This is a genomic window from Caldisericota bacterium, assembly GCA_034717215.1.
Classification (GTDB): Bacteria; Caldisericota; Caldisericia; order Caldisericales; family Caldisericaceae; genus UBA646.
In genome coordinates, this window is the sequence record JAYELD010000175.1 from 16916 (window position 1) to 17576 (window position 661).

A 661-nucleotide genomic window follows, 5' to 3' on the forward strand; every position below is an offset into this window, starting at 1 on the left:
CAAGTAAATACTCCTTTGTAAATAATTCAGGACTCACTTCTGCTATATCAGCAAGCAATCGATCCGTACTAGCTGGGAAAGAAGTACTCTCTTCAATGTACTCGTTTATCCCTTTCAAGTTTGCACTGCCGCCTTCCACAAGAATCACCGTATCCATCGATTTTCCGTCATTGAATTTCTTAAAATAGTAATTTATCGACCTTCTAACCTCGAGCAGCAAATTATCCAGAAGAGGTAATATAGCCTTAGTTGCCGGATCTTTTCTGTTATTAAGATCCAGTTTTGTTTCCTTGATTTTCTGGGCTTCTTTAAAGTTTTTGCCAAGAGATTGAACTATCGCATCAGTGAACTTTTTCCCACCGATAGGAAGAGTTCTAAAAAAATTCACCCTCCCCTTGTCAATCATGCTCACAGAAGTATAAGTATGCCCAATATTTAACATAATAAAAAGAATCTCGGATTTAAAATCAAAATCAGGTATAAACTGAAGTAGTCTCAATTTCGAAAATGGCTCTACTTCAATGGCAATAGGGTCAAGACCAGCCTCTTTCATTACATCGACAATCGATTGAACTGCATCTAATGGTGCAGCTACAACTACTACATTTAATTTTTCTGGAGATTCGTCTTCTGGAATAACTCTGTTTAAAATCTTGTAGTC

1 protein-coding gene is annotated in these 661 nt (G+C 36.9%); it reads right to left on the reverse strand.

The window, feature by feature from the left end; genetic code table 11:
- The coding region (gene pilM / locus U9Q18_07255) for a pilus assembly protein PilM (GenBank protein MEA3314155.1) at window positions 1-661 on the reverse strand (661 nt) is incomplete at both ends.